The sequence below is a fragment of the Streptomyces sp. NPDC057743 genome (assembly GCF_042798755.1).
Classification (GTDB): domain Bacteria; phylum Actinomycetota; class Actinomycetes; order Streptomycetales; family Streptomycetaceae; genus Streptomyces.
The window spans coordinates 1-26,420 of sequence record NZ_JBHVJX010000020.1 but is presented as its reverse complement, the minus strand read 5'-3'; the positions used below and the strand labels follow the sequence as shown (position 1 = coordinate 26,420).

The 26,420-nt window shown below is 74.6% G+C and carries 18 protein-coding genes; 9 read left to right on the top strand and 9 right to left on the bottom strand.

Annotated elements, in window-relative coordinates; translation table 11 throughout:
* Positions 1-51: 51 nt before the first annotated feature.
* Positions 52-4,734, top strand: coding sequence for a hypothetical protein (locus tag ACFVFQ_RS23005; RefSeq protein ID WP_383418994.1), 4,683 nt, complete (start codon positions 52-54; stop codon positions 4,732-4,734).
* 24 nt (positions 4,735-4,758) lie between these two features.
* On the opposite strand, the gene ACFVFQ_RS23000 is transcribed toward ACFVFQ_RS23005, so the two are convergent.
* On the bottom strand, positions 4,759-5,562 hold the full coding sequence (locus ACFVFQ_RS23000; RefSeq protein ID WP_383418992.1) for an IclR family transcriptional regulator: 804 nt from the start codon (positions 5,560-5,562) through the stop codon (positions 4,759-4,761).
* A gap of 164 nt (positions 5,563-5,726) precedes the next feature.
* Here ACFVFQ_RS23000 and ACFVFQ_RS22995 point away from each other — a divergent pair, with 164 nt between their 5' ends.
* Positions 5,727-6,056 (top strand): bifunctional 3-phenylpropionate/cinnamic acid dioxygenase ferredoxin subunit, encoded by a 330-nt coding sequence (locus ACFVFQ_RS22995; protein WP_383418990.1) that lies wholly within the window; start codon positions 5,727-5,729, stop codon positions 6,054-6,056.
* Positions 6,057-6,083: 27 nt separating this feature from the next.
* On the opposite strand, the gene ACFVFQ_RS22990 is transcribed toward ACFVFQ_RS22995, so the two are convergent.
* Positions 6,084-6,467 (bottom strand): hypothetical protein, encoded by a 384-nt coding sequence (locus ACFVFQ_RS22990; RefSeq protein WP_383418988.1) that lies wholly within the window; start codon positions 6,465-6,467, stop codon positions 6,084-6,086.
* Positions 6,468-6,839: 372 nt separating this feature from the next.
* Here ACFVFQ_RS22990 and ACFVFQ_RS22985 point away from each other — a divergent pair, with 372 nt between their 5' ends.
* The 5 genes from ACFVFQ_RS22985 to ACFVFQ_RS22965 all read left to right on the top strand — a co-directional run bounded on the left by ACFVFQ_RS22985 (position 6,840) and on the right by ACFVFQ_RS22965 (position 12,227).
* Entirely contained in the window at positions 6,840-9,581 is a 2,742-nt protein-coding gene (locus ACFVFQ_RS22985; RefSeq protein WP_383418986.1) for a nitrate- and nitrite sensing domain-containing protein, read from the top strand.
* Positions 9,578-10,003 (top strand): roadblock/LC7 domain-containing protein, encoded by a 426-nt coding sequence (locus tag ACFVFQ_RS22980; protein ID WP_383418984.1) that lies wholly within the window; start codon positions 9,578-9,580, stop codon positions 10,001-10,003. The genes ACFVFQ_RS22985 and ACFVFQ_RS22980 overlap by 4 nt, the downstream gene beginning before the upstream one ends.
* A 31-nt stretch (positions 10,004-10,034) precedes the next feature.
* Entirely contained in the window at positions 10,035-10,448 is a 414-nt protein-coding gene (locus tag ACFVFQ_RS22975; RefSeq protein ID WP_383418982.1) for a DUF742 domain-containing protein, read from the top strand.
* 87 nt (positions 10,449-10,535) lie between these two features.
* Complete coding sequence (locus ACFVFQ_RS22970) at positions 10,536-11,402, top strand: alpha/beta fold hydrolase (RefSeq protein ID WP_383418980.1); 867 nt, start codon at positions 10,536-10,538, stop codon at positions 11,400-11,402.
* A gap of 213 nt (positions 11,403-11,615) precedes the next feature.
* The gene (locus tag ACFVFQ_RS22965; RefSeq protein ID WP_383418978.1) at positions 11,616-12,227 is read left to right on the top strand and encodes an ATP/GTP-binding protein; all 612 of its coding nucleotides are present in this window, start codon (positions 11,616-11,618) and stop codon (positions 12,225-12,227) included.
* Positions 12,228-12,394: 167 nt separating this feature from the next.
* Here the strand turns inward: ACFVFQ_RS22965 and glpK are convergent, their stop codons facing one another.
* From glpK to ACFVFQ_RS22940, 5 genes are all read right to left on the bottom strand, one after another.
* Positions 12,395-13,972, bottom strand: a complete 1,578-nt coding sequence (gene glpK / locus ACFVFQ_RS22960) for a glycerol kinase GlpK (RefSeq protein ID WP_383418976.1) — start codon at positions 13,970-13,972, stop codon at positions 12,395-12,397.
* Between the two features lie 87 nt (positions 13,973-14,059).
* Positions 14,060-14,827 carry an MIP/aquaporin family protein gene (locus ACFVFQ_RS22955; RefSeq protein ID WP_383418974.1) on the bottom strand — a complete coding sequence of 256 codons (768 nt, stop codon included), beginning with the start codon at positions 14,825-14,827 and terminating at the stop codon, positions 14,060-14,062.
* 132 nt (positions 14,828-14,959) lie between these two features.
* Positions 14,960-16,714 carry an EAL domain-containing protein gene (locus tag ACFVFQ_RS22950; protein WP_383418972.1) on the bottom strand — a complete coding sequence of 585 codons (1,755 nt, stop codon included), beginning with the start codon at positions 16,712-16,714 and terminating at the stop codon, positions 14,960-14,962.
* 125 nt (positions 16,715-16,839) lie between these two features.
* Complete coding sequence (locus tag ACFVFQ_RS22945; RefSeq protein WP_383418970.1) at positions 16,840-17,709, bottom strand: M15 family metallopeptidase; 870 nt, start codon at positions 17,707-17,709, stop codon at positions 16,840-16,842.
* Between the two features lie 115 nt (positions 17,710-17,824).
* Positions 17,825-20,245, bottom strand: a complete 2,421-nt coding sequence (locus ACFVFQ_RS22940) for a glycoside hydrolase family 31 protein (RefSeq protein ID WP_383418968.1) — start codon at positions 20,243-20,245, stop codon at positions 17,825-17,827.
* Between the two features lie 276 nt (positions 20,246-20,521).
* On the opposite strand from ACFVFQ_RS22940, the gene ACFVFQ_RS22935 reads away from it, so the two are divergent.
* Both ACFVFQ_RS22935 and ACFVFQ_RS22930 read left to right on the top strand, forming a co-directional pair.
* On the top strand, positions 20,522-22,546 hold the full coding sequence (locus tag ACFVFQ_RS22935; RefSeq protein WP_383418966.1) for an acetoacetate--CoA ligase: 2,025 nt from the start codon (positions 20,522-20,524) through the stop codon (positions 22,544-22,546).
* A 147-nt stretch (positions 22,547-22,693) separates the two neighbouring features.
* A complete protein-coding gene (locus ACFVFQ_RS22930) occupies positions 22,694-23,635 on the top strand; it encodes a hypothetical protein (protein ID WP_383418964.1) in 942 nt (313 codons plus the stop codon).
* A gap of 94 nt (positions 23,636-23,729) precedes the next feature.
* On the opposite strand, the gene ptsP is transcribed toward ACFVFQ_RS22930, so the two are convergent.
* Both ptsP and ACFVFQ_RS22920 read right to left on the bottom strand, forming a co-directional pair.
* Positions 23,730-25,400: a phosphoenolpyruvate--protein phosphotransferase gene (gene ptsP, locus ACFVFQ_RS22925; RefSeq protein WP_383418962.1), complete on the bottom strand. Its 1,671-nt coding sequence runs from the start codon at positions 25,398-25,400 to the stop codon at positions 23,730-23,732.
* Positions 25,401-25,480: 80 nt separating this feature from the next.
* Entirely contained in the window at positions 25,481-25,930 is a 450-nt protein-coding gene (locus ACFVFQ_RS22920; RefSeq protein ID WP_383418960.1) for a PTS glucose transporter subunit IIA, read from the bottom strand.
* Positions 25,931-26,420 lie beyond the last annotated feature (490 nt).

Sequence of the window (26,420 nt, the reverse complement as noted above, 5' to 3'; positions counted from 1 at the left end):
CGCCGCCCACCCACGACCACCGACCCACCCACACACCAACGAGAGTCCGCCATGTACGAGCTGTCCCGGGTCCGCCTCTACTCCATCGGGCCGGCCGGTGCGCGCTATGCCGACACCGTGCTGGACCTGCGCGGGGTCGGCGCGCCGGTGCCGCAGCCGGCCCCCGCCCAGGCGGACTTCTTCGAGGACGAGCCGGTCGGCCCGCCGCGCCGCCCGGCCCCGGCCGGCGTGCTCTTCCTGGAGAACGGCGGCGGCAAGTCCGTCCTGCTGAAGCTGATCTTCTCGGTGATGCTGCCCGGCCACCGCAACACCCTCGGCGGCGCCAGCTCCGGCGTGCTGCGGAAGTTCCTGCTGGCCGACGACTGCGGCCATGTCGCCCTGGAGTGGCAGCACGTCGTCACCGGCGAGTCCGTCGTGGTCGGCAAGGTCAGCGAGTGGCGCGGCCGGCAAGTCTCCAACGACCCCCGCAAGTTCGCCGAGGCGTGGTACAGCTTCCGGCCCGGCCCCGGCATGAGCCTGGACTCCCTCCCGGTCGCCGAGGCCACCCTGGTCCGGCCCCGTACGGAGAGCGGCGAGGGCAGCTCCGGCGCGCGCGGCCGGCGCCGCACCATGAAGGGCTTCCGCGACGCGCTCACCGAGGCCGGCAAGAACTACCCGGGCCTCGACGTGGTCTGGGAGGAGGTCCACGAGCGCTGGAACGAACACCTCGGCGACCTCGGCCTGGATCCCGAACTCTTCCGCTACCAGCGGGAGATGAACGCCGACGAGGGCGAGGCGGCCGGCCTCTTCGCGGTCAAGAACGACTCCGACTTCACCGACCTGCTGTTGCGCGCGGTCACCGACACCCGGGACACCGACGGTCTCGCCGACCTCGTCCACGGCTTCGCCCACAAGCTGGGCCGGCGCGCCGAGCTGACCGCCGAACGCGACTTCACCGCCGGCTCGTTGGACCTGCTCTCCAAGATCGCCGAGGCCGCCGAGGCGCGCGACCTGGCCCGCGAGGTGCACACCGGCGCCGAGCGCCGCACCCGCGCGTTGGCCCAGCGGCTGCACGCCCGCGGCACCGAGGAGCGCGGCCGGACCGCCGAGTTGGCCGAGGCGGTGGCCGGCGCCGCGCACCGGGTCACCGACGCCGAGCGCACCCGCGAGCGCCGCGCCCTGGTCTCCGCCGAACTCGCCTACCGGCACGCCTCGTTGGCGCTGGCCGCGGCCGAGAAGGGCGCCGCCGCCCAGCGCCGCGAGCTCAACGACGCCCGGACCCTGCACAGCGCCTGGCAGGCCGCCGAGATCGCGCTGCGGCACCGCGCCGCCGCCGACCGCTCCGCCCGGGTCGCCGCCGCCATCCGGGAGGCCGAGCGGGACGCCGCCCCGGCGCTGGCCGCCCGCGCCACCGCCGCCGGCGACCTGGTGCGCGCCCTGCAGCGCGCCGCCGAGGCCAGCGAACGCCTCGCGGGCGAGGAGGAGGAGCGGTCCGTCGCCCTCCAGGAGACCGGCGAGGCGGCCCACCGCGACGCCACCGCCGCCGCCACCCACGCGCAGCGCGCCCGCAGCGAGGCCGACCACCTCAAGCAGCGGCTCGCCGAGGTCGCCGAGGAGACCGCCGAGGCGGTCCGCGCCGGCTGGCTCGACGACTCCGCCCCGGACGCCGACCCGGCCCGCGCCGCGCTCGCCGCGTCCGACGCCGAGAAGACCGCCGTCGAGGCGTGGGACGTCGCCCGCGAGAGTGCCCGGCACGCCACCGACCGGGCCCGCGAGGCCACCGCGCGGCACTCCGCCGCCGAGCTCGCCGCGGCCCGCGCCGAGGACGCCGCGCAGGCCGCCGAGCGCGCCTATGACGCCGAGCGTCGGGCCGCCGAGTCGATCGGCGCCGAGCAGCGGCTCACCGAACTCCTCGGTCTCCCCGAGGCATCGGCGATCGCCCTGCCCGGTCCCCGCACGGCCGACGGCGCCCCCTCCGCGGCCCCGCGCCGCCCCGCCGGGCCGCTCACCGCCGAGGAGTTGGACCGCAGCGCCGACGCCCTGCACGAGCTGCTGGAGAGCGGCGTCGCGGCCGCCGAGCGCCAGTTGTTCGAGCTGCGCACGGCCGCCGCCGACGACGCCCGCATCCTGGGCGCGCTGGGCGACGGCGGGCTGCTGCCGCCCGGCCCTGACGTGCTGGCCGCCGTGGAGTTCCTCGGCGAGCACGGCGTCCCCGCGCTGCCCGGCTGGCGCTATCTCGCCCAGTCCGTCGATCCGGCCGACCACGCCCGGGTGTTGGCCGCCCGCCCCGAGCTCGTCGACGGCGTGATCATCACCGATCCGGACACCCACGCCCGGGCCCGCGAGGTGCTCGCCCAGGCCGCGCTGCTGCCGCGGTCCGCCGTGGCGGTGGGCACCGCCGCGGCGCTGCTCGCGCCCACCGGGCCGCAGGACGCCGAGGACAGCGGCGTCTTCCTCGTGCCGCCCAACCCGGCCATGCACGACGAGTCCGCCGCCGACGAGGAGCGGCGCGCGCTCCGTGCCCGGGCCACCGAACGGGACGAGGAGATCCGGGCGTTGGCCGCCCGGCTCGCCGGCGACCGCGCGCTCGCCGCCCGCCTCGGCTCCTGGCGCGCCGGCTGCCCGGCCGGCCGGCTCACCGAGCTCGCCGAGGCCGCCGAGGCCGCCCGGACGGCCGCGGAGGAGGCCGCCGCCGAGCTGGCCGAGGCCCGCGCGGCCCGCGCCGAGGCCGACGAGACCGCCACCGAGGCCACCCGGGTGCGCGACGAGCGACAGGAGGCCGCCCAGCGCGCCCGGCGCGCCGCCGACCTGCTCGCCGGCCTCGCGCATCGGCTCCGCGAGCGTGCCGGCTGGCAGTCCCGGATGCGGGAACTGGCCGACGAGGCCGCGGAGTTCGAGGCCCGCGCCGAGGAGTGCGTGGACCGCGCCCGGGCCGCGGACGAGGACCGCCGGGCCGCCCAGCGGGCCGCCGACGACGCCCGCCGCACCGCCAGCGCGCTGCGCGCCGAGCGCGCCGAGATCGCCGGCGTCCCCGACGACCTGGGCGACTCCCCGGAGGAGTCCACCACGTCGCTGCCCGCGCTCCGCGAGGCATACCGCGCGGCCTCCCAGCTCTACGAGAAGGTCGGCGTGGGCGCCGATCTCCGTGCCGAGCAGGCCCGCGCGGAGGGCGACGAGTCCGCCGCGCTGGCCGAGTTGAACCGCCTCACCAACAAGGTCCGCACCCGCGCCGAGCAGTTGCTCCAGAGCCCGGACGCGGCCGACGGCCCGTCCCGACAGGCCGCCGCGGCCCGCGCCGAGTCGCTGGTGCAGATGCTGGAGACCCGCGCCTCGACCGCCAGCGAGCAGCTCGGCCGGCTGCGCGGCGAGGCGGAGCGACTGGCGCCCACCGACGGCGAGGCGCACACCGAGCTGCCCGAGGAGCTGGTGCCCGCCGACGCCGAACGGGCCAAGGAGCTGCTGCGCACCGCGGGTGCCGAACTGGCCACCGCCACCGAGGCGCTGGAGGCCGCCCGTGGCGAGCACGAGGAGCTGCTCCGCGCGCACCGCGCGGCCGAGGACGCGGCCGGCGGCTTCGACGAGACCGCCGCGCTGCTGCGCGATCTGCTGCGGGACCACCCGGACGCTGAAAGGGGGGCGGAGGGCGCCCAGTCGTCGATCGAGCCGTACGCCGGAAGCCTCGCCGAGGCCCGGCAGGCGGCCGCCGAGTCCCGGCGCTCGCTGCGTGGCTGTGCGGCCGACCTCTCCGCCGCCGAGTCCGCGGTCCGCGAGTCCGCCGACGTCCTCGTCCGGCACGCCAACTCCACCCGCTACGAGCAGGTGCGCACCCCCGCCCGTCAGCAGATCCGCGAGCTGCCGGCCGCGGCGCTGCCGGACCACGCCGCCAAGTGGGCGGAGGCGTTCGCGCCCCGACTGCGGGTGCTCACCGACGAGTTGGCGCAGTTGGAGCGCAACCGCGACTCCATCGTGGACCGGCTGCGCGGCCTGGTGGAGTCCTCGCTGACCACGCTCCGCTCCGCGCAGCGGCTCTCCCGGCTGCCCGAGGGGCTGGGGGAGTGGTCCGGCCAGGAGTTCCTGCGGATCCGCTTCGAGGACCCCGATCAGGCCACGCTCACCGAGCGGTTGGGCGAGGTCATCGACGAGGCGACCCGCGCGGCGGTGAAGAAGAACAGCGATCTGCGCCGGGACGGGATGTCCCTGCTGCTGCGCGGGGTGCAGGCCGCGCTCCAGCCGCGCGGGGTGGCCGTCGAGATCCTCAAGCCGGACGCGGTGCTGCGCGCCGAGCGGGTGCCGGTCGGGCAGATGGGCGACGTGTTCTCCGGCGGCCAGTTGCTCACCGCGGCGATCGCCCTGTACTGCACGATGGCCGCGCTGCGCAGCAACGACCGGGGCCGCGACAAGCAGCGGCACGCCGGCACGCTGTTCCTGGACAACCCCATCGGCCGCGCCAACGCCACCTACCTGCTGGAGCTCCAGCGCGCCGTCGCCGACGCGCTGGGCGTCCAACTCCTCTACACCACCGGCCTGTTCGACACCACCGCGCTCGCGGAGTTCCCGCTGGTCATCCGGTTGCGCAACGACGCGGACCTGCGCGCCGGCCTGAAGTACATCAGCGTCGAGGAGCATCTGCGCCCGGGCCTGCCGCAGGCGGACGCGTCCGAGGAGGCGGTGCACGGGCAGATCACCGCGACCCGGATGTACCGCCGCCCGGAGGAGCCGGCGGCGCCGGCGGCGGCCGATTCGGCGGGCGGCTGAGCCGGGGCGGCCGCCGCGCCGGTCTCAACCGCCGTACCCCAAGCGGCGGGAGAGGTCGGCGGCAGCCGCCACCGTCGCCTTCGCCAGCCCGGGGAGGCGCTCCGGCGCCATCCGGTAGGCCGGCCCGGAGACCCCGATCGCCCCGGTCACCGTGCCGTCGTAGGCCCGCACCGGCGCCGCGACGGCGTTCAGTCCGGTCTCGAACTCCTCGACGGTGCGGGCGAATCCGTCCGCGACGGCGGCGGTGAGCTGCTCGCGCACGGCGGTCGGGGTGGTCAGGGTGTTCCCGGTCAACCGCGCCAACTTGCGGCCGAGCAGGGCGTCCTGGCGCTCCTGGGGCAGGTGGGCCAGCAGGACCTTGCCGCTGGCGGTGGCGTGCAACGGGGTGCGGCGGCCCAGCCAGTTGAAGGCGGTGACCGCGGCCGAGCCCCGGGCCTGCATGATGTTGACCGCGGCATCGCCGTCCAGCACCGCGATGTTGGCGGTCTCCCCGGTCTCGTCGGCCAGCGCCCGGCACACCGGCTGCCCCTCCTGCGAGATGTCGAGCCGGATCGCGGCCGCGCCGGCCAGCCGCAACACCCCCGCGCCCAGGAAGTATTTGCCGCGCTCCTTCTCCTGCTCCACCAGGCCGCGGTGCTCCAGCACGCCCAGGATGCGGAAGGCCGTCGACTTGTGGACGCCCAACTCGTCGGCGAGTTCGGTCACTCCGGCCTCGCCCAGCCGGGCCAGGCTCTCCAGCACGCTCACCGCGCGGTCCACGGACTGCACGGAGCCCGCTTGGCGCCGCTCCTCGGCGCGGTCCTGGGGCGTATCGGTCGTGTTCGCCATGGCTCTCCGCCTCACCACCCGTTGCCCCGACGGGTACGTCCTGGGGCCGCTGTCCGGGAAGCCCTTGACGGGGCGCTCCTCGGCTTGGATTCTGTTGCGCATCGCGAGATGCGATGCGCGATTCACAACGAGGTCATGATACCGATCAGCGCGAGGGGGGCCAGATGTTTGCCGTCTGCCGCATCGAGGAACTGCCGGTCGGCGAGTCCGTCCGGATCGAGATCGACGCCACCACACCCGCCATCGCCGTCTTCCACACCGAGGACGGGCTCTACGCCGTCGATGACCTGTGCAGCCACCAGGACGCCTCGCTCTCCGAGGGCTGGATCGAGGGCTGCCACGTCGAATGCCCGCTGCACGCCGCGCTGTTCGACCTGCGCACCGGCGCGCCGACCTGTCTGCCCGCCCGCCGCCCCGTCCGCACCCACGAGGTCGACGTCCTGGACGGGATGATCCACGTCCGACCCGCGGTGCGCGAGGAGGCGGTGGCCTGACGTGGCAGCGGCCGGCCGCCCGGAGGGTCAGGCCGCCGCGCGGTCCGTCCGCGCGGGCTCCTCCGCCGGCCGCCCGCGCCCCCTGCGTCGCGCCTCCCGGCGCTCCCGCCGCAACTCCCGGGCGGTGCTGCTCGGTTCGGACCGCACCCCGAATCGCTGGACCCAGACCTGACGGGTCACCCAGACGTCCAGCACCGCCCAGGTGGCGACGATCGTGCTGGCGACCGTGACCAGCACCGCCGGGAACGCGAACCACGACCGCGCGAGCGTGCACAGAAAGGCCACCATGGCCAGGACCAGGGTGACCGCCACGATGATGACCGCCCGCACCGCCGCCGTGCGCACCGGGTCGGCCATCCGCCGCCGGGTCGCCGGCTCCTCCTGCCACAAGGGACGCCTGTCGCCGCCCATCGCGTCACACTCCCCGCACTCGCCCGGGCCCCGCCCCGGCCTGCCCGACTCCTCGGTGGCTGCCCGGATTTCATCGGATACATGCCACACCGATCGGCCCGCTGTCCACCCCAGGATCCCCCACCCCCGCCACGCAGCGGGGTGTGCAAAGGCATCCGGGAGCGGCCGCAACGGCCGCGCGCCCGGGTGGTCGTGGCCACACTCGTTCCCCGCCCGCCCGGGCATCGCCGGACAACTCGTGACGATCCCGCCCCGCCCGTCGCCCCCGCCGCTCCGCCGGGCCTACGGATCGGCCCCCCGAGAGTAGTAGGCTCGCGCCGCTGTTGACGGAACACCACCCCCGCGTACGCCGGGGTTGACGTAGGGGAGGCCATGCGCTTTCGCGGGAGGTCGGTCCGCCGGAAGATCGTGGCGCTGTTGCTCGTGCCGCTGGTGTCCCTGACGGCGATGTGGGGCGTGACGACCTATGTCACCGGACGGCAGGCCAACGAACTCCTCGACGTCGGCAACGTCGTGCGGGGCCTCGGCTACCCGGTCGAGGACGTCATCCAGGCCCTCCAGCGCGAGCGCCGGCAGAGCCTGCTCTACCTCGCCGACCGCCGCGGCGCCAACGCGCTGACCGAACTCCGCGGCCAGGCCCGCGCCACCGACGACGCGGTGACCCGCCTGCACGACGACGTGGACGTCCAGGACGTCCGCTCGGACCTCTCCGGCGAGGCCGCGGGCCGCGTCGACGCGCTCGTCAAGGGCCTGGACGGCCTGGAGACCCTGCGCACCCAGGTCGAGGAGAACCGGCTCAGCCGCAGCGAGGCCATGGAGTCCTACGACGCCGTGGTCGACCCCGGCTACGACCTGCTCGCCGCCCTCCACGCCCTGGAGAACGTCGAGATGGACAAGCAGGGCCGCGCGCTGGTCAACGTCACCCGCGCCCGCGAGGCGCTCTCCCGCGAGGACGCCCTGATGTCCGCGATCCTCGCCTCCGGCAGCATCACCAAGCGCGACCAGCGCGACCTCATCGACCGGATCGCCGAGCGCCGCATCCTCTACAGCACCAACCTCTCGCTGCTGCCCGCGGGCGACCGCAACATCTACGAGGACTACTGGCACTCCGCCGCCACCCGCGAACTGATCTCCTACGAGAACCGGGTGGTCTTGGCCGACCCGGCGACCGCCGCCCACGCGATCGACGCCGACCGCTGGAACACCGCAGCGGAGAAGGTCCTCGGCGACCTCGGCCAGATGGGCCGGGACGCCGGCGACCGCTACCAGGAGCGGGTCGCGCCGATCGCCACCCGGATCGTGGTCAAGGCCGTCGCCACCGGCGTCCTCGGCTTCCTCGCCCTGCTCGTCTCGGTCGTCGTCTCGCTGCGGATCGGCCGCCGGCACGTCCGCGACCTGACCCGGCTCCGCAAGACCGCGCACGAGGTCTCCGGCGTCCGACTGCCCAGCGTGATGCGCCGGTTGGCGGCCGGCGAGCGGGTCGACGTGGAAACCGAGGCGCCCCGGCTGGAGTTCGGCCCGGAGGAGACCGGCCAGGTGGGCCAGGCGCTCAACACCCTCCAACGGGCCGCCATCGAGGCCGCCGTCAAACAGGCCGACATGCGCCGCGGCGTCTCCGAGGTGTTCGTCAACCTCGCCCGCCGCAACCAGGTCCTGCTGCACCGCCAACTGACCCTCCTGGACGCCATGGAGCGGCGCACCGAGGACACCGACGAGCTCGCCGACCTGTTCCGGCTCGACCACCTGACGACCCGCATGCGGCGGCACGCCGAGGGTCTGGTCATCCTCTCCGGCGCCGCCCCCTCCCGGCAGTGGCGCAAGCCGGTCCAGCTCATGGACGTGGTGCGGGCGGCGGTCGCCGAGGTCGAGGACTACGAGCGGATCGAGGTCCGCCGGCTGCCGCGGCTCGCGGTGGACGGCCCCGCGGTCTCCGACCTGACCCACCTGATCGCCGAACTCCTGGAGAACGCCACCGTGTTCTCCCCGCCGCACACCGCCGTCCAGGTGCACGGCGAGCGGGTCTCCAACGGCTACGCCCTGGAGATCCACGACCGCGGCCTGGGCATGGCGCCCGAGCAACTGCTGGACGCCAACCTCCGGCTCGCCGAGACCCCCGAGTTCGAGCTCTCCGACACCGACCGGCTCGGCCTGTTCGTGGTCAGCCGGCTCGCCCAGCGGCAGGGCGTGCGGGTCTCCCTCCAGCCCTCGCCGTACGGCGGCACCACCGCCGTGGTCCTCGTCCCCGGGGCGCTGCTCACCGAGACCGGCGAGGGCAGCCGCGAGAGCGCCCAGGAGACCGCCGGGGCCGGGGCCGCGCCGGAGGTGGAGGCCGGCGATCCGCTCGCCCAGGTGCCGGTGCCGCTGCCCCGGCGCGACCGCCGGGGCGAGCTCGACGGCCCGGCCGAACTCAAGGCGCCGCTACCGGAGATCGGCCGGGAAGCGGCGGACGCCGACGAGGAGGGCGCCGCGTTCCGCGAGCGGGCCCGTAGCCGCGGAAACCGGGGGCCGGCCGGTGCCCCGCGCCGCCCGCGGGCCGTGCCCAAGCCGTCCCCCGTCCCCTCCGGCGAGCAGCACCAACAGGCCGGCGACCAGACGCCGTCCGGCGGCCTCGCCCCGCTGCCGCGCCGCCCCCGTCCGCCGGTCCTGGTCTCCGACCACGGCCGCACCGTGGACGACGCCCGGGCCCAGGACGATGCCGGGTCCGCGGGCGGCGACGCCCAGACCCCGGGCAAACAGGGCGAACCGGGTGAACGGGGCGGAACGGAAGGCCCGTTGGCCCCCGGGAAGCCGGCGGCCGTCGAGCGGCCCGCCACCGAGGGGCCCGCCACCACGCCCAAGGGCCTGCCCCGCCGGGTACGGCAGGCCAGCCTCGCCCCCCAGCTCAAGACCGACCCGACCGCCGAAGTCCCGGCGGAGCGGCCGGCCGCACCGGCCGACGACGACCGGGACGCCGCGGCGGTCCGGGCCCGGATGTCCTCGCTCCAGCGCGGCTGGCAGCGCGGCCGCCGGGAGAACGACGAGGCCCCGCACGCCCCCACACCCCCGGACGCCGAGGACGGCGCCACCGGGGGCGCAACCGCACCACGAACCACATCGGGAGAGGACGGTCCATGACCGCACCGAAGGCATCCGCTTCCACCGCAGTCTCGCCGCACGGATCCGGGGAGTTGAACTGGCTCCTGGACGAGCTGGTCGAGCGGGTCGGCAGCATCCGCAAGGCGCTGGTCCTCTCCAGCGACGGCCTGGCCACCGGCGCCTCCAAGGACCTCACCCGCGAGGACAGTGAGCACCTGGCCGCGGTCGCCTCCGGCTTCCACAGCCTCGCCAAGGGCGTCGGCCGGCACTTCGACGCTGGGCAGGTCCGCCAGACCCTGGTCGAGCTGGACGACGCGTTCCTGTTCGTCAGCGCGGCCGGCGACGGCAGTTGCCTGGCGGTGCTCGCCGACGCCGACTCCGACGTCGGGCTGATCGCCTACGAGATGACCCTGCTCGTCAAGCGCGTGGGCACACACCTGGGCACCGCGCCCCGGTCCTGACCGGCCGGCCGAGTACGACTACGGTGACGCCATGACCGATCAGGAGGACGCGCCGACGCCGGAACGGCATCCGGCCCGGTGGTTCGACGACGACGCGGGCCCCGTCGTCCGCCCGTACGCGATGACGCGCGGGCGCACCCGCACCGACGCCGAGGGGCGGTTGGACCTGATCGCGCTGGTCATCGCGGAGAGCCGGGCCGAGGAGGCGATCGTCGACCAGACGCTCTCCCCGGAGCACGTGGACATCGTCGAGCTGTGCCGGGAGGCGCCGCAGTCGGTCGCCGAGCTGGCGGCCGAGTTCGACCTGCCGATCGGCGTGGTCCGGGTCCTCATCGGCGATCTGCTGGACGCCGGGCTGGTGCACGTCACCCGCCCGGTGCCGCCGGCCGAGCTGCCGGACGAACAGGTGCTGCGCGAGGTCATCGACGGCCTGCGCGCCCTCTAGGGCCTGTCCGCCCGCCAACGCCAACTCCCGCCGCCCGCCCCACATATGAGGGCGGGCGGCCCCGTATCCGACCCAGGAGCCGCCGTCATGGCCGACGCCACCCCCTTCGAGCGCCCGCGGATCACCGTGGGGCCGCACACCTTCGACGCGCTGGCCTGCGGCCCGGCCGACGGCGAGCTCGTCCTGCTGCTGCACGGCTGGCCCGAGTTCGCCGACTCCTGGAGCGCGCTGCTGCCCGCCCTCGGCGCCGCCGGCTACCGCGCCCTCGCCGTCGACCAGCGCGGCTACTCGCCGGCCGCCCGCCCGCCGCGGATCGCCGACTACGCCGTCCCCGAACTCGTCGCGGACGCCCTCGCGTTCGCCGACGCCCAGGGCGCCGACCGCTTCCACCTCGTCGGCCACGACTGGGGCGGCCTGGTCGCCTGGGCGCTGGCCGGCGCCCACCCCGAGCGGCTGGCGTCGCTGACCGTGCTCGCCACCCCGCACCCCGAGGCGCTCAACCGCGCCGCCGCCGGCGACCCCGAACAGCACCACCGGCTGGACTACGTCCGCTTCTTCCGCCGCGACGACGGCGCGGCGGAGTTCGCGCTGCTCGCCGACGCGGCGGCCCGGCTGCGCGCCGTCTACGGCGGCAAGGTCCCGGCGGAGCTGGTCGAGGCCAACGTGCGGCGACTGTCCGAACCGGGCGCGCTGACCGCGACGTTGAACTGGTACCGCGCCCCCGAGGCGGTGATCTCCGTCCCCGCCGGGCGGATCGCCGCGCCCACCCTCTTCCTGTGGGGCAGCGAGGACATCGCCCTGGGGCGGCGGGCCGCCGAGTCGACGGGGGAGTGGGTCGACGGCCCGTACCGCTTCGAGGCCCTGGAGGGCGTCAGCCACTGGCTGCCCGAGGAGGTCCCCGGGCTCGTCGCGCCGAAGGTCCTCGACCATCTCGCCGTCAACCGGCTGGGCTGAACCACCCGCAGGACGGCCCCATTTGGGGCGGTTGGCGGCCTTGGCCCGGTGGCCGGAACCGGTCCGTCCACACCTCAAGTGGGCGTCGTGCGGCCGACGTTGTACGGTGCACTGGCGGACCGCCCTCGGCGGCCGCCCGGCATCCGGGCCGCCTCGCGCTGCCCCGGTGCCCCTCGGTTCACCGCGTCCCCGGCATGTCAGGAGTAGGAATCGATGGTCTTCGGGCGTGCTGAGCGCCGTCGCCGGTCTGTCCCGGCCGAGCCGGTGACGCTCAAGATCCTCGTCGCCGGCGGTTTCGGCGTCGGCAAGACCACCCTGGTGGGCGCGGTCAGCGAGATCCGGCCGCTGCGGACCGAGGAGCACCTGACCGAGGCCGGTCGGCCGGTCGACGACCTGCACGGCGTCGAGGCCAAGTCCACCACCACGGTGGCGATGGACTTCGGCCGGATCACCGTCCACGACGCCCTGGTCCTCTACCTCTTCGGCACCCCCGGCCAGGACCGCTTCTGGTTCCTGTGGGACGAGTTGGCCCGCGGCGCGCTCGGCGCGGTGGTGCTCGCCGACACCCGCCGCCTGGAGGACAGCTTCGCCGCCATCGACTACTTCGAGCGCCGCGGCCTGCCCTTCGTCGTCGCCGTGAACTGCTTCGACGGCGCCGACCGCTACCCCGTCGAGTCCGTCCGGGACGCCCTGGACCTCGACCCCGGGGTGCCGGTGCTGCTCTGCGACGCCCGGGTCCAGGGCTCCGCGCGGGACGTGCTGATCGCCGTCGTCGAGCACGCGATGCAGCGCAGCGCCCAGCAGCCGGAGCCCGCGCTGCCCTGACCCTTCGGGGCCTCGGGCGGCCCCCGCCCCGCGCTTCCCTGACAGGGCGCGGAAGTACGGCCCGTACCCCGCCGCCCGGGGCACGGGCCGTACGCCTCTCGACCGGCGCGGCGGTGCGCGCCGGGCCGGGTCGGGCCCCGATCGGGACCCCGCATCAGGGTGCCAGTTCAGGGCGCCGGATCGGGGCCCGGAGCGCCGTGAGGCGTCAGCCAATCCAGGCTCCGCGCCACCGCCCGGCGCCAGTTGGCGTACTCCCGTTCCCGGACCGTCGCGTCCAGACGCGGCGTCCACTCGGCGTCCGGCTGCCAATGGGACCGCAGCTCGTCCAGGTCCTGCCACACCCCGGTCGCCAGTCCGGCCGCGTACGCGGCGCCCAGACAGGTCGTCTCGGCGACCACCGGGCGGATCACCGGCACCCCCAGCACATCGGCCTGATGCTGCATCAGCAGCCCGTTGGCGGTCATCCCGCCGTCGGCCTTCAGCCGGGTGATCGGCACCCCCGAGTCCTGGACCATCGCGTCCACCACCTCGCGGGTCTGCCAACTGGTCGCCTCCAACACCGCCCGCGCCAAATGGGCCTTGGTGACGTAGCCGGTCAGCCCGGTGATCACCCCGCGGGCGTCGGCGCGCCAGTACGGCGCGAACAGGCCGGAGAACGCCGGGACGACATAGGCGCCGCCGTTGTCCGGGACGCTCGCCGCCAGCGGCTCGATCTCGGCCGCCGACGCGATCAGCCCGAGCTGGTCGCGGAACCACTGCACCAGCGCGCCCGTGACGGCGATCGAGCCCTCCAGGCAGTACACGGGCCGCTCCCCGCCCAGCCGGTAACCCACCGTCGTCAGCAGCCCGTTCGTCGACCGGACCGGGCGGTCGCCGGTGTTCAGCAGCAGGAACGAGCCGGTGCCGTAGGTGTTCTTGGCCTCGCCGACGCCGTAGCACGCCTGCCCGAAGACCGCCGCCTGTTGGTCACCCAGCGCCGACGCCACCGGCACGCCGGCCAGTTGACCCACCGCCGTCCCGTACACCTCGGCCGACGACCGGATCTCCGGCAGCACCGCCTCCGGTATCCGCATCGCCGACAGGATCGCCGGGTCCCACTGGAGGGTGGTCAGGTCCATCAGCATCGTGCGGCTGGCGTTGGTCACGTCCGTGACGTGCACCCCGCCGTCGGTGCCGCCGGTCAGGTTCCAGATCAGCCAGGAGTCGATGGTGCCGAACGCGATCTCGCCGCGCTCGGCGCGGGCCCGCAGCCCCGGCACCGCGTCCAGCAGCCAGGCCGCCTTCGGCCCGGAGAAGTAGCTCGCCAGCGGCAGCCCGGTGGTCTCCCGGAAGCGGTCCTGCCCGTCCGCGCCGCCCAGTTCGGCGCAGAGCCGGTCGGTGCGGGTGTCCTGCCACACCACGGCGTGGTGGACCGGCTCGCCGGTGGCCCGGTCCCACAACACCGTGGTCTCCCGCTGGTTGGTGATGCCCAGCGCGCTCAACTGGTCCGCCCGCAGGCCCGCCTTGGCCAGCGCGCCCGCCACCACGTCCTGCACCCTCGCCCAGATCTCGCCGGCGTCGTGCTCCACCCAGCCGGGTCGGGGGAAGAGCTGCCGGTGCTCGCGCTGGTCGACGGCGACCACGGCGCCCAAGCGGTCGAAGACGATGCAGCGGCTGGACGTGGTGCCCTGGTCGATCGCGGCGACGTAGCGGCCGTCCGCCGCGCCCCGCCGGCTCCTCGACGGCGCGGTGTGCTGGCTGGTCATCGCTCGTCCCTCCCGACGCGCTGGCTGCTCCCGGCCCGATCCCGCGGCCCGCCCCGGCCGGTGGCCCGGGCGCGCCCCCGCCCACCGTCAGAACACCGCCGCGTACAGCAGCCCCGACAGCACCGCCCCGACCAGCGGCCCGGCCACCGGTATCCAGGCGTAACCCCAGTCCGACGGGCCCTTGTTGGGGATCGGCAGCAGCGCGTGCGCGAGCCGGGGGCCGAGGTCGCGGGCGGGGTTGATGGCGTACCCGGTGGGCCCGCCCAGCGACAGCCCGATGCCGACCACGAGCAGCGCCACCAGCAGCACATTGATCCCGGAGCCGTAGACGCCCACCCGCGCCCCCGGCAGCTGGCCGACCCCGATGCCCTTGTTCTGGCCGAAGAACAGCAGCGGCAGCACCAGCGCGGCGGTGGCGATGACCTCGGTGACGAGGTTGGCGACCGGCCGGCGGACCTCCGGCCCGGTGGCGAAGACCCCCACCGTCGGCTGCGCCAGGTCCGGCTCGGCGTTGGCGGCGAACTGCGCGGAGTACACCGCCCAGGCCAGCACCGCCCCGAGCACCGCGCCCACCAACTGCGCCAGCACATACAGCGGCACCTGCGCCCACGGGGTGCCGCCGGCCACCGCCGAGCCCAGCGTCACCGCCGGGTTCAGGTGCCCACCGGACAGCGGCGCCGCGGTGTACGCCCCGGCCAACACGCCCAGGCCCCAGCCAAACGCGACCACCACCCAGCCCGCGCCCCTGGCCTTGGAGTGGTGCAGGGTCACGGCCGCGCACACCCCCGACCCGAACAGCACCAGGACCGCGGTGCCGATCACCTCACCGACGACGACGTCCCCGTTGGCGTACATGGCGGCTCCTTCGCCCTTGCCCGGGGCGGGCCCCGGTCCTCCGTGCAGGGTGCGTGCCATGCCTGAACGCGGCGGTGCCCACGGGCAGCCGGCGACCGGCAACCGGAAGTGTTCTCCGCGGGTGGGGGAGCGTCAAGGCCGTGCGCCGCTCCCGGTTTCCGCACCGCTGCCCGCGCCCGCCGCCTGTCGCGCGCTCGCCGGGTCCGCCGCGTCCGTCGGCTCCGGCACCCGCGCGCCCGCCCCGCGCCGCACCTCGGTGCGCTCCGCCCCCGGCCGCCCCACCACCCAGCTCGCGCCCGGCAGTTCCTTGGCGGCCTTCTTCAACGGCGCCAGCGCGGCCGCCGCCGCCCCATGACCGGTGACGCTGCCCGGCGGACAGACCACCGTCGCCAGCGACAGCGTCACCGGCATCGCACCCGCCGCCCAGGCCACGTCCAACAGCGCCGCGGCGAACGGCTCCAGCCCGTCCGGCTCGGCCAGCACCAGGAAGTCGTCCCCGCCGATGTGCCCCACCCGGCTGGCCGGCTCCGCCAACGCCACCTCCGCAAGCGTCCGGCCCACCGCCCGGATCAGCTCGTCGCCCGCCGCGAACCCCGCCCCGTCGTTGACCTGCTTGAACCCGTCCACGTCCAGCCAACTCAGCGCGAACTCCCGCCCCTCGGCGATCCGTCGGTCCACCTCTCCGTTGACCGCGTCCGAACCGGGCAGCCGGGTCAGCGGGTTGAGCCGGGCCGCCTCCTCCACCCGGCTCTCGGCCAGCGCCCGCAGGATGTCGGCGAGGTGCACCACCCCGATGCACCGGCCGCGCTCGTCCACCACCGCCACGTCGTCCCCGGTACGGGCCCGCTCCCCGTCCGCGATCACGTCCAGCACCTGCCAGGCGGTGGCGTCCACCCCAACCGTCCGCGGCCGGTCCGCCAGCCGCAGCGCCGGCCGGTCCGCGTACAGCGCGTGCCCGTAACGCCCGGACAGCGACAGCAGGAAGCGGTCCCGGTGGATCGCCCGCACCGGCACCCCGTCCGCGTCCACCAGCAACACCCCCGACACCTCGGGGGAGCCGGTCAGATGGTTGCGCACCGCGCCCGCCGACGCCGACATCGGCAGCAGCGCCGCCGGTTGCAGGAACTGCGCCACCGGCGGGCCGGACGGCGGGCGGTACGGCGCCGGCCGGCCACCCACCGGCGCCGGCTGCGGGACCGGCAGATACACCTCCGCCGTCGCCCGCCGGGACGGCGGCGCGAACAGATGCCCCTGCGCCAACTGCACCCCGGCCTCCCGCACCGCCGCGTACTGCCGCTCGGTCTCCACCCCCTCGATCGCCAGCAGCCCGCCCACCCGTTCGCAGAGCTGCCGCATCGCGGCCACCGCCGCCTGCCGCCCCGGATCGCGCTCCAGCCGTACGCACAGTGAACGGTCCAACTTGACCAGATCCGGGGCCAGTTCGCCCAGCAGCCGGAGCGGCAGATCGCCGTCCCCGACGCCGTCCGCGCAGATCCGGTAGCCCTCGTCCCGCAGCCCCGCCACCGCCGCCCGCAGCTCCCGCTCGGGCACCTCGGTGAACGGGCCGACCAGATCCAGGGTGATCTCCCACGGCCGCCGCCCCACGTCCCGCACCGCCTTGCCCAACGGCATCAACTCGGGCCGCTGGGCGACCGTCCCGGCGCACACATTGACGTGCAGCGGCAGCAGCGTCTGCTGCTCCGCCGCGGCCCGGACGGCGAGCGCGGCCACCTCGGCGTCCAGATCGGGGGCGCGGCGCGCGCAGGTCAACACATCGACCTCACCGTCCTCGTGGCGGGCGAGCGGCTCCAGCGCGGCGACCGAGCCGGTCGCGAGGTTCACCACGGGCTGGAAGGCGAAGCGGAGCTGGTCGGTCCAGGCAGGCACGAGCAGCAGAATGCCGCCCCGCGGGCACCCGTGGCGCCTCGTTCACGCACTGTTCACGCATCCTTCCGGAGCGTGCGAAGGCCATGGTGCCAACGGGGGGATCGGTAACGGTTCTTGACGTAACGTCACTTCACCGAATGCCGCGTCAGTGAACTCCGCGCGATCGGAAAGTCGAAATAGGTGTCAGGGAACGTCTCCGGCGTGAAGGTGTAATGCCACCACTCGGGCGCGTAATTGACGAATCCGGCCTTCTCCAACCCCGCCTTCAGAAACAGCCGGTGCGCCCGCTGCTTTCCCCGGATCCGCGGATCGAGGGTGTGCGCGAGGGTGTCGAAGCAGTCGAAGCCGGTCCCCATGTCCAGCGAATTGTCCGGGAAACGGGCCCACTTCGGGGCGAAGCACGAGGTCAGCGGCTCCCCGGGCACATACGGCCGGGTCGGCAGCGCCGGCAGCGGCACCAGCGTCAGATCGACCGTACTGCCCCGGCTGTGCCCGGACTTCTGCGCGATGTACCCGTCCCGGAACAGCACCGACTTGTCGACCCGCGGATAGAACTCCGCCTTCATCCGCTGGTCGGCAAGGTCCTTCGCCCACGCCACGAAGTGGTTCACCGCCCGCTGCGGCCGATAGCAGTCATAGACCTTCAGGGAATAGCCGCGGCGCAGGAAGGAGAGCTGCGCCCGGTGCAGCGCCCGCGCCGCGTCCCGGGTCAGGATGCACATCGGCTCGCGGTACCCCGTCGCCGGCACGCCCAGGAAATCGTGCGGGGTGGCGTACCGGATCTCCTGGATGATCGTGGGGTCGACATCGCGCAGCGCCACGAACTCCGGCGGCGCCTTGGGGTCATGGGCCTGCACGCCACCCTGGGCGCCGTGGGACGGCGACGGCGGCGGTGCGCCGCCGCCCGCCTGGGCGCTCGACGGGACGGCGACCACGGTCAACAGGGCGGCGGCAGCGGCGACCAGGCCGCGCCACGTAGCAGCAAGTCTCGGCATGCCCCTCGTCTACCAGGCGCGGCGGGCACGGGGGAAGCCATCTGCCCCGCCTCCCTAACGGGCCCGCCCCACCGCCCCGTTAGGGCCCCTCCGATGGGTCAGGGTCGGACAGACCCTAGCCGTCTCCCTCCCCGTCCAGCCCCCGCACCCGCACCGGATACCCCACCGGCCGCCCGTCCCGCCGCTCGACGACCACCCTGCCGCCCTCCAGCCGCGTGCTGAACCGCGCCACCTCCGGCCGCCGCCAGCCGTCCCCGCAGTCCGGCACCACCAACCCCGCGCCCGGCCGCCCGGCCACCGGCGCCCACACCTCCAGCTCCATCCCGCCGTCCGCGCCTGTCACGGGCACCACCGAACCGGCCCGCGCCAGCACCGGAATACGGGACAGCGGCGCCGCCACCCACACCCGGCCAGGACCGTCGTACGCCCGCCCGGTAGCGGTGTCGTACCACCGCCCGCGCGGCAGCCGCACCGCCCGCCGCACCGCCCCTGCCTCCAACACCGGCGCCACCAACAACGCGTCCCCCAACAGGAACGCGTCCTCGCAGTCCCGCAACGCCCGGTCCCGCGGCGCGCCCCACCACACCGGACGCACATACGGCGCCCCCGACAGCCGCGCCAACTGCCCCAGCGTCACGAAGTACGGCAGCAACCGCTCCCGCTCCCGCAGCGCCGCCGCCGCGTGCTCCGTCACCTGCTCCCCGTACTCCCACGGCTCCCGCCGCCCCGCCCACAACGCCGAATGCGTCCGGAACAGCGGGAGATACGCGCCCAGTTGGAACCACCGCAGATACAGCTCCGGCGACGGCACCCCCGAGAACCCGCCCACGTCCGGCCCGCTGTACGGCACCCCGCACAACCCCAGCCCCAACACCAGCGCCAACGACGCCCGCAGCCCCGGCCACCCGGTCGCCACGTCCCCCGACCAGGTGCCCCCGTACCGCTGCAACCCCGCCCACCCCGACCGGGAGAACAGGAACGGCCGCTCCCCGGGCCGCAGTTCACACAGCCCCTCGAAGGCGGCCCGGGCCATCGCCAACCCGTAGACGTTGTGCGCCTCCCGGTGGTCGCCGCCCCGCCCCTCCAGGTCGTGCCGCGCCGACCGGGGCAGCGTCGCCTCCCCGAACGCCGCGAACGACACCGGCTCGTTCATGTCGTGCCAGAACCCCGCGAACCCCTGCCCCAACCGCTCCGCATACAGCGCCCCCCACCACTTGCGCACCCGCGCATCGGTGAAGTCCGGATACACCGACTCGCCCGGCCACACCACGCCCCGCACCACCCGCCCCCGCGCGTCCCGCACGAAGGCGTCCACCGCCGCCCCGCCGTCGTACACCGCGTTCCCCGGCTCCGCCTTCACCGCCGGATCCACGATCGACACCAGGCGCACCCCCTGCTCCCGCAACTCCCCGGCCAGCCCCGGAAGATCAGGAAACCGCTCGCGGTCCACGGTGAACACCCGATGCCCGTCGTAGTGGTCGATGTCCAGATGGACCGCCGACAGCGGCAACCCGCGCTCCCGATAGCCGGCCACCACCCGCCGCACCTCGTCCGCCCCGCCGAACCCCCACCGGGCGTGCTGATACCCCAACGCCCAACGGGGCGGCAGCGCCGGCGCACCCGTCAGCGCCGTCCATCCCTGGAGCACCCGCGCCGGCGTCCCCGCCAACACCCAGTAGCGCAACGGCCCGCCGTCCACCCGCACTTCACAGGTGCCCGGCCGGTCATGCCCGGAACCGGCGCCCTCCGCGCCCTCGCGCAGCGTCACCCGGCCGTCCCAGGAGTTGTCGTGGAACACCAGGTGCGTCCCCGCGTCGGCCACCACCAACTGCACCGGCATCGCCAGATACAGCGGATCGTCCTGCGGCCCGAACGCGCCGCCCGGATCGGTGTTCCACAGCCGGTACACCCCGTCCCGCAGCCGCGGACCGCCCGACCGGCCGCCCAGCCCGAAGAACCGCGCGTCCGCCGCCACCTCCGACCGCTGCACCCACCGCGTCCCCGCGGCCCCCTCGCCCCCGAGCCCCTCGGCCCCGTCCCCCTTGGCACCGTCCCCGGACGCCTCCACCCGGTCCCACCAGCGCGGCGGCAACTCCCGCCGCAGCATCGCCCCGCCCGGCGTCCGCACCTCCACCGCACCGAACCGCGACACCACCACCAGCACCCGTTCCGAGACGACCCGCCAGCCGCCCTCCGTGTCCGGCTCCAGCACCACCCGCGGATCCACCTCCGGACACGCCCCGGCCAGCGCGTACGACGGCTCGGGACAGGCCCCGTCCCACCCGCAGAACACCGCGCCGCCCACCGCCACCCGCACCCGCAGCGACGACCGCGCGAAGTGGATCACGCCACCACCGGGCAACGGCTCCGCCCCGTGGGCCGTCCCCGGCACCCGCGCCCGCTCCGCACCCCGCCGCGGCAACGCCCGCGCATCCGCTCTGCTCCGGCGCCACGCCGCACGCACGGCCCGCAGCCCCTGCGCCGGCCCGACCGCCCTGACCATCCGTACCGACCGCACCAGATCACGCCCGTTCATGCCGGTCAGCCTGCCACCGACAACCCCGCGCGGGGGAACCGTTCAACTGCCGTTCACCTGACCACGGCCAACCGGCCACATCCCGCCCGCACCACATCCCCGAACGCCCGCCCCACCCCGGAAGCGCCCCACCACCCTCGAATGTGACCAGCCCACCCTGGTGCCCGACTCGATCACGTGGCATCGTCCCAACCAGCCGATCACGCGCACCACCGGGCGACCCCCGCCACGGCGCGCGACCGACGCCCACGACGCGTAACCGCCAGGAGCCGCATCATGACCACCGCACCGCACTCCGCCGCCCAGCCGACACCGGAACCCCTCTGGCAGCCCGGCCCGGACCGGATCGCCGGCGCACAGGTCACCCGCTTCCACGCCTGGGCCGCCACCCACCACGGCGCACCCGCCCCCACCCCAGGCGACCCCGCGGCCAGCTACGCGGCCCTGCACCGCTGGTCCGTCGACCAACTCCCCACCTTCTGGGGGGCGGTGGCCCAGTGGTTCGACGTCCGCTTCGCCACCCCCTACGACACCGTCCTCGCCGACCGCACCATGCCCGGCGCCCGCTGGTTCCCCGGCGCCACCCTCAACTACGCCGAACACGCCCTGCGCGCCGCCGAGGACCCCGCCCGCGCCGACACCCCCGCCCTCCTCCACGTCGACGAGCGCCAGCAGCCCACCCCCCTCACCTGGGCCGAACTCCGCACCCAGGTCGGCTCGCTGGCCGCCGCCCTCCGCCGCCTCGGCGTCCGCCCCGGCGACCGCGTCAGCGGCTACCTCCCCAACATCCCCGAGGCCGTCGTCGCCCTCCTCGCCACCGCCGCGGTCGGCGCCGTGTGGACCTCCTGCGCCCCCGACTTCGGCGCCCGCAGCGTCCTGGACCGCTTCCAACAGGTCGAGCCCGTCGTCCTGTTCACCGTCGACGGCTACCGCTACGGCGGCAAGGAACACGACCGCCGCGACACCGTCGCCGAACTCCGCGCCGAACTCCCCACCCTGCGCGCCGTCGTCCACGTCCCGCTGCTCGGCACCCCCGCCCCCGAAGGCGCCCTGAACTGGTCCGAGCTGACCTCGGACGACACCCAACCGGCCTTCGAACAGGTCCCGTTCGACCACCCGCTGTGGGTCCTGTACTCCTCCGGCACCACCGGCCTCCCCAAGGCCATCGTCCAGTCCCAGGGCGGCATCCTCCTCGAACACCTCAAGCAGACCGGCCTGCACTGCGACCTCGGCCCCGACGACCGCTTCTTCTGGTACACCTCCACCGGCTGGATGATGTGGAACTTCCTGGTCGGCGGCCTCCTGGCCGGATCCACGATCGTCCTCTACGACGGCAGCCCCGGCCACCCCGACGTCGGCGCCCAATGGCAGGTCGCCGCCGCCACCCGTGCCACCGTCTTCGGCACCTCCGCCGCCTACGTGATGGCCTGCCGCAAGGCCGGCCTGCACCCCGCCCGCGACCTCGACCTGTCCACCGTCACCTGCGTCGCCACCACCGGCTCCCCGCTCCCGCCCGACGGCTTCCGCTGGCTGCACGACACCTTCGCCGAGACCGACACCGACCTGTGGACCGCCTCCGTCAGCGGCGGCACCGACGTGTGCAGCTGCTTCGCCGGCGCCGTCCCCACCCTCCCCGTCCACATCGGCGAACTCCAGGCCGCCTGCCTGGGCACCGACCTCCAGGCATGGGACCCCCAGGGCAAGCCCGTCACCGACGAGGTCGGCGAACTCGTCGTCACCAAGCCCATGCCGTCCATGCCCACCCGCTTCTGGAACGACCCCGACGGCACCCGCTACCACGACAGCTACTTCGACATGTACCCCGGCGTCTGGCGACACGGCGACTGGATCACCCTCACCTCCCGCGGCAGCGTCATCATCCACGGCCGCTCCGACTCCACCCTCAACCGCCAGGGCGTCCGGATGGGTTCCGCCGACATCTACGAGGTCGTCGAGCGCCTCCCCGAGATCCGCGAATCCCTCGTCATCGGCCTCGAACTCCCCGACGGCGGCTACTGGATGCCCCTCTTCGTCCACCTCGCCCCGGGCAGAACCCTGGACGACGCCCTGCGCGACCGCATCAAACGCACCATCCGCGAACAGCTCTCCCCGCGCCACGTCCCCGACGAGATCATCGAGGCCCCCGGCGTCCCGCACACCCTCACCGGCAAGCGCATCGAGGTCCCCGTAAAGCGCCTCCTCGCCGGCACCCCCCTCGAAAAGGCCGTCAATCCCGGCTCCGTCGACGACCTCGAACTCCTCCGCTTCTACGAGCGGATCGCCGCCGACCGCGCCACCTGACCGCGCCCCGGCGCCGGCGGCCCCAACGCCCCGGCGCCGGACCGCCGTTGTCAGACCCCCCGACTACTCTCGGTGACGAGGTTGCTCGACGACCCACACCGACCGTGCACGGCGTACCCCGCCGCGCACCCACTTCAGGGGGAAGCCATGACGCCCACCACCCGACCCACGCCCCACCCCGCCAACCACCCGCTGCGCCGCGAACTCCCCAGCACCGCCGCCGTCTTGGCCGACGCCCGCGCCTTCGCCGCCATGCGCCGCTACCGCACCTTCCCGTTCGACGATCACCGCGGCTACCTCCGCCAGTTGGAGGTCCTGCTGCGCACCCTCGCCGCCCAGGGCGTGCACACCACCCTCTGCCTCTTCGACCCGGCCGCCTACGCCCGCTACTGCGCCGACCACGGCCTCGACCCCGACGACCCCGGCAGCCGCAGCCGCTACACCGCCGCCGTCGCCTGCACCGGCGCCACCATCCCCTACGACGGCGCCCCGCTCGACCACCTCCTGCCGTTACTCACCGAGGAGGCCGCCCGCCAGGCGTCCTGGGACCGCGCCACCGCCCTCCTGGCCCGCGCCGGCCGCTGTACCACCTGCGGCCAGGACCTCGCCCACGCCGCCTTCACCCGCGCCACCACCGCCCTCCAACACCTCCTGACGGCCCTGGGGGAGGGCACCCACCACCTCGTCTGCACCCTCCCCGACACCACCGGCCCCCTCCGCGCCTACCTCCAGGTCACCACCGCCCCACCCGGCCGCCCACCCCAACTCCCCGAATCCGAGACGCTCGTCTTCTGCACCGTCCTCGCCGCCGCCCTGGCCAGCCCCGACACCGGCGCCCTCGTCTGCCGCACCACCCCCACCACCGACACCCCCACCACCGACACCCCCACGGGCGACCCCACTACCCCCGCCACCGTCCGCGGCTGGCGCCTGCGCGACGCCTGGCCCGCCCCCATCACCGCCGCCGAAATCTTCGACGCCTACTGCACCGACCCCGAAACCGACGACCTCATCCCGCCCGAGCCCGGCGTCGACCACGCCCCCGGCCTGCCCCTGCCACCCCCACCCGCCCCGCACTGCCACCCCTGACCCGGCCGGGCCCCCACACAGGAAACGGCCGCCCCGCCACACCGGCGGGACGGCCGTCCCCAAACACCTCACACGGCGCCGCGCGCCGCCCGGATCACTCCCCGGAGAGCACCGCCTGCGCGGCCGCCCGGGCATCCGCCGCGGTGTCCGCGGCCCGCGCCGCGGCCGCCGCCCGCTCGCACTGCGCCAGCGTGTGCTTGGCCAGCGTCGCCCGCACATACGGAAGCGACGCCGCACCCATCGACAGGCTGGTCACCCCGAGCCCCGTCAACACGCACGCCAACAGCGGATCGGAGGCCGCCTCACCGCACACCCCACAGCTCTTGCCCTCGGCCTTCGCCGCCTCGGCCGAGGCCGCCACGAGGTCCAACAGCGCCGGCTGCCAAGGGTCTTGAAGCCGCGACACCGCGCCCACCTGACGGTCCGCCGCGAAGGTGTACTGCGCCAGGTCGTTGGTGCCCAGCGACAGGAACTCCACCTCCTGGAGGATCGACCGCGCCCGCAGCGCCGCCGACGGAATCTCCACCATCGCGCCGAACTTCGCCTGCAGCCCGGCCTCCCGGCAGGCATCCGCGAACGCCTTCGCATCGATCCGGTCCGCCACCATCGGCGCCATGACCTCAAGGTAGACCGGCAGCCCCTCGGCGGCCTTCGCCAGCGCCGAAAGCTGCGTCCGCAGCACCTCGGGGTGGTCCAGCAGCGTCCGCAACCCCCGCACGCCCAGCGCAGGGTTCGGCTCGTCCGCCGGCGTCAGAAAGTCCAGCGGCTTGTCCGCCCCGGCATCCAGCACGCGGACCACCACGCGCCCCTCCGGGAACGCCGCCAGCACCTCCCGATACGCCTCGACCTGCTTCTCCTCCGACGGCGCCCGCTGACTGTCGTCCAGGAACAGGAACTCCGTACGGAACAGCCCGACGCCCTCCGCGCCGGCCTCCACCGCCGCCGGCACATCCGCCGGCCCGCCGACGTTCGCCAGCAGCGGCACCTTGTGCCCGTCGGACGTCGCGCCCGGACCGGACGACGCCGCCAGCGCCGCCTTCCGCGCCTCGGCGGCCTGCGTCAACTCGGCCCGCTTCTCTGCACTGGGATCGACGAAGACCTCACCGGTGCTGCCGTCCACCGCGATCACGGTGCCCTCGACGAGCTCACCGGCACCCGGCATCGCCACCACGGCCGGCACCCCCAGCGCCCGCGCAAGGATCGCGCTGTGGCTGGTCGGCCCGCCCTCCTCGGTCACGAAACCGAGCACCAGTGCCGGGTCCAGCAGCGCGGTGTCCGCCGGCGCCAGGTCCCGCGCGATCAGCACATACGGCTCGTCACTGTCCGGCACGCCCGGCATCGGCACGCCCAACAGCCGCGCCACGATCCGGTTCCGCACGTCATCGAGGTCGGCCACCCGCCCCGCCAGGTACTCGCCCGCCCCGGCCAGCAGCGCCCGGTACGCGGCGAACGCGTCGTACACCGCCCGCTCGGCCGTGCTGCCCACGGCGATCCGCCGCTCGACATCGGCCATCAGCTCGGGGTCCTGCGCCATCATGGCCTGGGCCTCCAGCACGTGCTGGGCCTCCCCACCGGCCAGGTTGCCCCGCGCGATCAGGTCGGCAGCCACAGCTTCCACGGCCTGACGGGCGCGCCCCTGTTCACGCTCCGCCTCCTCCGCCGGAATCTGCTTGGCCGGCGGCTCCAGCACCGCCGTCCCCATGTGCCGCACCTCGCCGATGGCCACGCCGTGGCTCACCCCGACGCCCCGCAGCGTTGTCTCCATGTCACCCGTCTCCGGTTTTGCGGCGGGCCCGGCCGCCGCGGTGGATGTCGTACCTGCCGCCTCGCAACGGCGCCCGGCTCCTACTGCCAGGAGAAGAGCGCGTCGCCCGCCTTGATCTCGCCGTCCTCGCGCACTTCGCCGAGCGAGTCCGCGGTGGCCTCCAACGCGACGACCGGGCACACCGGCGACTTACCGGCCTCCTCGACCGCGGCCGGGTTCCAGCGCACGACCGCCTGCCCACGGGCCACGGTGTCGCCCTTGTTCACCAGCAGCTCGAAGCCCTCGCCGTTGAGCTGCACGGTGTCGATACCAAGGTGCGTCAGCACGCCGTGCCCCTCGCCGTCCACGACGACGAACGCATGCGGGTGCAGCGAAACGATGACGCCGTCCACGGGCGAAACCGCCTCCGACGGCTCACGCACGGGGTCGATGGCGGTACCGGGACCCACCATCGCGCCGGAGAAGACCGGGTCCGGCACTGCCGCCAGCCCGATGGCGCGTCCTGCAAGAGGGGACGTCACGGTGGTCATGGGAAACCTCCCAGGGGTGAAGATTCATCAGGCCGCCGCCACTGCCTGTCCCGGGCGGCGCACCGTTGAGAAGCGTAAGTCATAAGAACTGACGGTTCCGCATGACAGAGCCCGGTTGCTGCCCGCGGCGACCCCACCGGTACCCCACACCCGCACGGAATCGATTTGCCTCGCCCACACCACCCCTGTAATGTCTGGGCCCTGCCCCAGACAGCCAGGAAGCGCTTCGGCGTAACCAACTGAGTGGGCGGCACTCCTCAGAGTCATGATCCTGATTCTCGAATCATGCGCTTCTGCATGCCTGCAGAAAAGCGGTGGTCCGGAAGCCGGAAAAGCCCTGATAGAGTGTGAAACACCGAAGGGAAGCGCCCGGCGGAAACCCGAAAGGGAATCCAAAGGAAGCGTCCGTTCCTTGAGAACTCAACAGCGTGCCAAAAGTCAACGCCAGATATGTTGATACCCCGTCTCCAGCATCATGCTGGGACGAGGT

Excerpts from the sequence above, each read along its gene's own strand:
- ACFVFQ_RS23005 (WP_383418994.1), top strand. The coding sequence starts at position 52 with ATGTACGAGCTGTCCCGGGTCCGCCTCTACTCCATCGGGCCGGCCGGT.
- ACFVFQ_RS22980 (WP_383418984.1), top strand. The coding sequence starts at position 9,578 with ATGACCGCACCGAAGGCATCCGCTTCCACCGCAGTCTCGCCGCACGGA.
- ACFVFQ_RS22995 (WP_383418990.1), top strand. The coding sequence starts at position 5,727 with ATGTTTGCCGTCTGCCGCATCGAGGAACTGCCGGTCGGCGAGTCCGTC.
- ACFVFQ_RS22990 (WP_383418988.1), bottom strand. The coding sequence starts at position 6,467 with ATGGGCGGCGACAGGCGTCCCTTGTGGCAGGAGGAGCCGGCGACCCGG.
- ACFVFQ_RS22955 (WP_383418974.1), bottom strand. The coding sequence starts at position 14,827 with ATGTACGCCAACGGGGACGTCGTCGTCGGTGAGGTGATCGGCACCGCG.
- ACFVFQ_RS22970 (WP_383418980.1), top strand. The coding sequence starts at position 10,536 with ATGGCCGACGCCACCCCCTTCGAGCGCCCGCGGATCACCGTGGGGCCG.
- glpK (WP_383418976.1), bottom strand. The coding sequence starts at position 13,972 with ATGACCAGCCAGCACACCGCGCCGTCGAGGAGCCGGCGGGGCGCGGCG.
- ACFVFQ_RS22965 (WP_383418978.1), top strand. The coding sequence starts at position 11,616 with ATGGTCTTCGGGCGTGCTGAGCGCCGTCGCCGGTCTGTCCCGGCCGAG.
- ACFVFQ_RS22940 (WP_383418968.1), bottom strand. The coding sequence starts at position 20,245 with ATGAACGGGCGTGATCTGGTGCGGTCGGTACGGATGGTCAGGGCGGTC.
- ACFVFQ_RS22945 (WP_383418970.1), bottom strand. The coding sequence starts at position 17,709 with ATGCCGAGACTTGCTGCTACGTGGCGCGGCCTGGTCGCCGCTGCCGCC.
- ACFVFQ_RS22975 (WP_383418982.1), top strand. The coding sequence starts at position 10,035 with ATGACCGATCAGGAGGACGCGCCGACGCCGGAACGGCATCCGGCCCGG.
- ACFVFQ_RS22920 (WP_383418960.1), bottom strand. The coding sequence starts at position 25,930 with ATGACCACCGTGACGTCCCCTCTTGCAGGACGCGCCATCGGGCTGGCG.
- ACFVFQ_RS22930 (WP_383418964.1), top strand. The coding sequence starts at position 22,694 with ATGACGCCCACCACCCGACCCACGCCCCACCCCGCCAACCACCCGCTG.
- ACFVFQ_RS22935 (WP_383418966.1), top strand. The coding sequence starts at position 20,522 with ATGACCACCGCACCGCACTCCGCCGCCCAGCCGACACCGGAACCCCTC.
- ACFVFQ_RS22985 (WP_383418986.1), top strand. The coding sequence starts at position 6,840 with ATGCGCTTTCGCGGGAGGTCGGTCCGCCGGAAGATCGTGGCGCTGTTG.
- ptsP (WP_383418962.1), bottom strand. The coding sequence starts at position 25,400 with ATGGAGACAACGCTGCGGGGCGTCGGGGTGAGCCACGGCGTGGCCATC.
- ACFVFQ_RS23000 (WP_383418992.1), bottom strand. The coding sequence starts at position 5,562 with ATGGCGAACACGACCGATACGCCCCAGGACCGCGCCGAGGAGCGGCGC.